Origin of the sequence: Arsenophonus sp. ENCA (genome assembly GCF_002287155.1) — a bacterium.
Taxonomy (GTDB): Bacteria; Pseudomonadota; Gammaproteobacteria; order Enterobacterales; family Enterobacteriaceae; genus Arsenophonus; species Arsenophonus nilaparvatae.
Genome location: NZ_NHNG01000410.1, coordinates 1 through 4,824 on the forward strand (window position 1 = coordinate 1; position 4,824 = coordinate 4,824).

Here is a 4,824-nt window from a genome sequence, read left to right on the forward strand (position 1 = left end):
ACATAAACGATTATCTCGTAACAGCCGCTCTTTGTTGATCATTTCAAACCTTTATTCTCTAAGTTAAACCTCTTTTTATTCTCAATAGCGTGACAAAAAATGCAAGTCTCTATTCAGCAACTAGTTTCTTGTACCAATCTTTCGGTTTTTGAAAAGATTATCACGGATTGCTACCAGCGGGGCGGTACGCTGAAAAGGGCATTGAGTTGCTATTACGCCGGGAATTTTAATACCGGACAGCAATCCGAAGCGGCGTTTTCTCAGACAAGTTACATACAGCGTATCGGTTATTTGGCCTCGACTCATCCCTATGCTGTGCCCGGAACGCGTCAGGATAAACAGACGACGGCAACGGTTACTCCTGTTTCTGTTTCGCCCCCTTCCCGTACTCGCCTTATGTGGCCCGCCGAAGTGGTACGCGGTGTTCCATCCGCATTGAAGGAAAACAATGTCAAGGTCTATTACCCGGCACAGGTCGTGCGGGGTCATCATCAATACAAGGAAAAAAAATGAATTTGTTTAATCAGTTTAAACATGTAACTCATCGTATCTCAGCGTCATTGTTCGCATTGGCTTTTAGCGTGTTCACGATTAATCCCGCGTTGGCTGATGGGTTTGTCCGTGCCACGACGATTATGCAGAAAGTGGCTACGGGTTTGCATGGATTGGCGGCCATCACGATAACAGTTGCCGTCATTTGGGTGGGTTACAAAACCCTCTGGAAGGGGGAAAGTCTTTCACAGTGCGGCAACATTATTATTGGCGGTATCCTGATTGGCGGTGGTACTGAAATTGGCGCGCTGCTGATGGGCTAAAAGGACGATTACGTATGGCTAAATTGCTTAAGGCGATGAAGCGACCGGCGGCACTCTGGGGTGTGCCGATGGTGCCGTTGTTGGGAATGAGTGGGTTCACTATCATTGTCGCCATCTGGACATCGACTTTTTTTCTGGCGCTACTTCCCGTTGAGTTTCTGGTGATGAAATCCCTGACCAGAAAAGAACCCCTGCGTTTTAATCTGCTGGCCGTATGGCTCATGGCAAGAGGAAAGCCGGTCGCTAACCGTTTATTGGGTGCAACGGCATTTATGCCTGTCGAGCATGAAGACGTTGATATCAAGGAGTTTATCGATGCAATGAAACTTAATCAGTGTGCTACGGTTAAAAAGTACCTGCCGTATTCCTCTCATATTCACGAAAATGTGGTTCGTTCGCCAAAAAGTGATTTGTTCTGCACATGGGAATTACTGGGAATGCCGTTTGATTGTGAATCGAATGAAACGCTTGAAGCGGCGACAAATCAGCTTCATGGCGTAATACGATCATTTGAAGGCTACCCGGTCACTTTTTATATCCATAATGTGCGGGAAAAGTACCACGATACGTTGCATAAAATATCGGGCAATCCTTATGCCGATGAAATCAGCTTTCTTTACTATTCCTCTCTCGAAAAAAGAGCCTTCCGCCGCAACCGTCTTTTTTTCACGGTTTGCTACCTGCCGTTGGTGCGCTTTGAAAAAGCAGAGCGAAAAAGGATGAAAGAAGGACAAAAGTTACGTGAACTCGAGGGGGCATTGGGGGAGATGCTGGAAATCAAAGCGTCACTCGATACCGCGCTTTCTCGTTATGGCGCACAGGTGCTAGGGACTTTTGTTGAGGATAACTCGGTTTTTTCGTCCCAACTGGCTTTTTATGAATACTTGTTAACCCATGAGTGGCGTAAAGTGCGTGTTACCCGTACCCCGGCTTATACGGTAATGGGAGCAGCGGCGCTATTTTTCTCAGCCGAATCGGGGCAGATTAACCATGTTAATGACAAGCATTATTTTCGTGGTTTGGAGGTCAAGGAGTTTTCAGAAGAAACCGCGACCGGCATGATGGATACGTTGCTTTATGCTCCCTGTGATTATGTGATCACCCAATCTTATACCTGTATGTCCCGCAACGAAGCACAAAAAGCCATTAAGCGCACCCGTCGTCTTCTGATGAGCGCTGATGATGATGCGGTATCACAGCGTCTTGATCTTGATGTGGCGCTTGATTTATTGATGTCAGGGAAAATCGCCTATGGTCGTCACCATTTTTCGTTGATGGTTTACGCTGACTCCCTGAAAGGGCTGGTGATTGACACGCAGGAAATCAGTAATGCCCTAAATAATATCGGTATTACTCCGGTTCCGGCGGAATTGTCATTATCAGCGGCGTATATGGCCCAGCTTCCCGGGAATTACCCTTTGCGGCCCCGTAAAGGTGAACTGAGCAGTCAAAATTTCGTGGAAATGGCGGCACTGCATAATTTCTATCCCGGTAAGCGCGATAGAGCGCCCTGGGGGGATGCGATGGCGTTGTTACGTACGCCCGCCGGGGGTGGATACTACCTTAATTTGCATAACACACTGGCCGATAAGGATGAATTTAATGAGAAAAATCCTGCGAGTACCGCACTGATTGGGACAAATGGTTCGGGAAAAACCATGCTAATGACCTTCCTTCAAAATACGCAGCAAAAATATGCGTTGCCGGAAAGTTTTCCGCCGGATGCGAAAACCAAACGGCTGACGACCGTTTATCTGGATAAAGACCGGGGCGCGGAAATGAACATTCGCGCACTAGGCGGGCGTTATTACCGGGTGGTCAGCGGTGAGCCTACGGGCTGGAATCCATTTTCCCTTCAGCCAACAAAACACAATATCAATTTCATTAAGCAATTGATGAAAATCCTGTGTACCCGTAACGGGGCCACTATCACGGAGCGTCAGGAGCGCCGACTGAGCTATGCGGTTAATGCCGTTATGAGTGATGAACCGGCGTATCGTCGTTTTGGTATTACCCGGCTCAGAGAACAACTGGCGGAACCGGCCACCAGGGAAGCGCAGGAAAATGGGCTGGATATCCGGCTGTCACAGTGGGCGCAGGGTGGGGATTTCGGCTGGGTGTTTGATAACGATGCTGATACGTTCGATATAAGCCACTGCGATAACTTCGGCATCGATGGGACGGAGTTTCTGGATAATGCCGATGTGTGTGCCCCGATATCGTTTTATCTGTTGTACCGTATAACCAGTCTGCTTGATGGCCGTCGTCTCGTTATTTTCATGGATGAATTCTGGAAATGGATCCGAGACCCTGTATTCAAGGATTTTGCCTATAATAAGCTGAAAACTATACGTAAATTAAACGGTATGCTGGTCGTTGCTACCCAGTCTCCGGCTGAAATTATTAAGGATGAGATTGCGCCTGCGGTTATCGAACAGTGCGGTACACAAATTTTAGCGGCTAATCCGATGGCAGATCGCAAGGATTATGTCGATGGCATGAAAATAGAACCGGAAGTGTTTGATATTTTAAAAGGACTGGATCCACAGGCCCGTCAATATGTTGTGGTAAAAAACCAGTTCAGGCGTGGTGATATAAAACGTTTTGCCGCACGGGTGACGCTTGATCTCTCTGGGGTAGGAAAATACACCAAAGTGATGAGCGGTGATGCCCCCAATCTTGAAATCTTTGAGTCGCTTTACAGGGAAGGCATGCAACCTCATGAATGGCTGGATAACTATCTTGCTAAAGCACTTTAATATAATCAATACGGTGATATATGAAAGAGAAATCATTTAACATGGCAATATTGTCTTGCCTGCTGTTCAGTTTACAAGCAACAGCGGGCGGTATTCCTGTTTTTGACCTCACATCAAAGTTGGAAAATGCCCAGCAGTGGGCTAAGGAAGCTAAACAATGGTTACAAACGGCGCAGCATTATAAAGACCAGATAGCCGCTTACAAGCAGCAGCTTGCGACCGCTACAGGCGTTCGTGATATTGCTAGCTTTATTACTCAAGTCAAAAACCTCAAGGCTGATCTCGAAAAGCTGCGCCAACCGGGGCAGGCACTGAATGAACTTCTTCTCTCTGGCCGTTCTCCCGCGCAGTTTGATGTGCTGTATCAGAAATACAAAATCTTTGATACCTGCAATACTGAGCAATCCAGAAATTATGCAAATATCTGCAAGCAGCAGGTCATCAACAAGGCTATTCAGCTAGAACAGACGGATGAAATACAAAAGCAGGTGAGCCATTCATTAGGTGAGATTAATCAGCTTTCACAACGTGTTGCGTTATCAAAAGACCTGAAAGAATCACAGGATTTGGCGAACAGTATTCAGTTGAAATCTGTTATGCTTAATACGCTGACGACACAATGGGAAATGAGTGTCAAAGCCTCCGAGCAGCGCGAAAAAATGCTTGAAGATGAGCGTACTAAACGTTGGAATAAGCAACAGTTAAATGCTCCAATAACGGATTTTAATAATTTGTGAGGTTAATGGGCACCTCGAAAAACTCAAGATTTTCAATTAACCCTTGGCTTTCATTCTAAATAATTAGATTTTTTTTGATTATCACGCTACTGATTCTATCGCACATTGCCCTGGCTAGGGCCATTTGACCCATTCTGGGCGTCAGAAAGCCACGATGCACGCGCTCTGGAAGTACGCCAACCGCTTTAGGTTGTAACATGCTGCCATCATCGTCATGGCAAAATTAGCGCGCACCTGTCCAATGGTGCGGATCAGTTTTCTACCCATTTGTTCCATCGCCGCAAATGCATGTTCAACCCGTGCCCTAGTCTTTGCAATCCTGTGGTTTCGCCCTTGCTGAGTCTTGGACAACGGTTTGTTTCGATGGCCTTTACGCTGAATCTGGCTCCTATAGCCGTTTGCCTTCAGCCAAGCTTCCCGCTCCGCAGAGGGATAGCCTCGGTCGGCGTAGATATTGCGATTGGTGTTGGCCTTGTCAATGACCCTTTCGAAATGCTGACTGTCGTGGGTGCT

General features: G+C 46.9%; 4 protein-coding genes and 1 pseudogene. 4 read left to right on the forward strand and 1 reads right to left on the reverse strand.

Annotated features, from left to right (window positions below):
- Positions 1 to 129: 129 nt before the first annotated feature.
- The 4 genes and pseudogenes from CBG25_RS10700 to CBG25_RS10715 all read left to right on the forward strand — a co-directional run.
- A pseudogene (locus CBG25_RS10700) lies at positions 130 to 513 on the forward strand (type VI secretion protein); the annotation flags it as partial.
- Positions 510 to 815 carry a TrbC/VirB2 family protein gene (locus tag CBG25_RS10705; protein WP_290606574.1) on the forward strand — a complete coding sequence of 102 codons (306 nt, stop codon included), beginning with the start codon at positions 510 to 512 and terminating at the stop codon, positions 813 to 815. The pseudogene CBG25_RS10700 and the gene CBG25_RS10705, both read left to right, overlap by 4 nt.
- 14 nt (positions 816 to 829) lie before the next feature.
- Complete coding sequence (locus CBG25_RS10710) at positions 830 to 3,574, forward strand: VirB3 family type IV secretion system protein (protein ID WP_290606575.1); 2,745 nt, start codon at positions 830 to 832, stop codon at positions 3,572 to 3,574.
- Between the two features lie 20 nt (positions 3,575 to 3,594).
- On the forward strand, positions 3,595 to 4,311 hold the full coding sequence (locus CBG25_RS10715; protein ID WP_290606576.1) for a type IV secretion system protein: 717 nt from the start codon (positions 3,595 to 3,597) through the stop codon (positions 4,309 to 4,311).
- 141 nt (positions 4,312 to 4,452) lie between these two features.
- On the opposite strand, the gene CBG25_RS10720 is transcribed toward CBG25_RS10715, so the two are convergent.
- Positions 4,453 to 4,824: transposase (locus CBG25_RS10720; RefSeq protein ID WP_290603757.1), on the reverse strand; the 372-nt coding region annotated here is incomplete at its 5' end.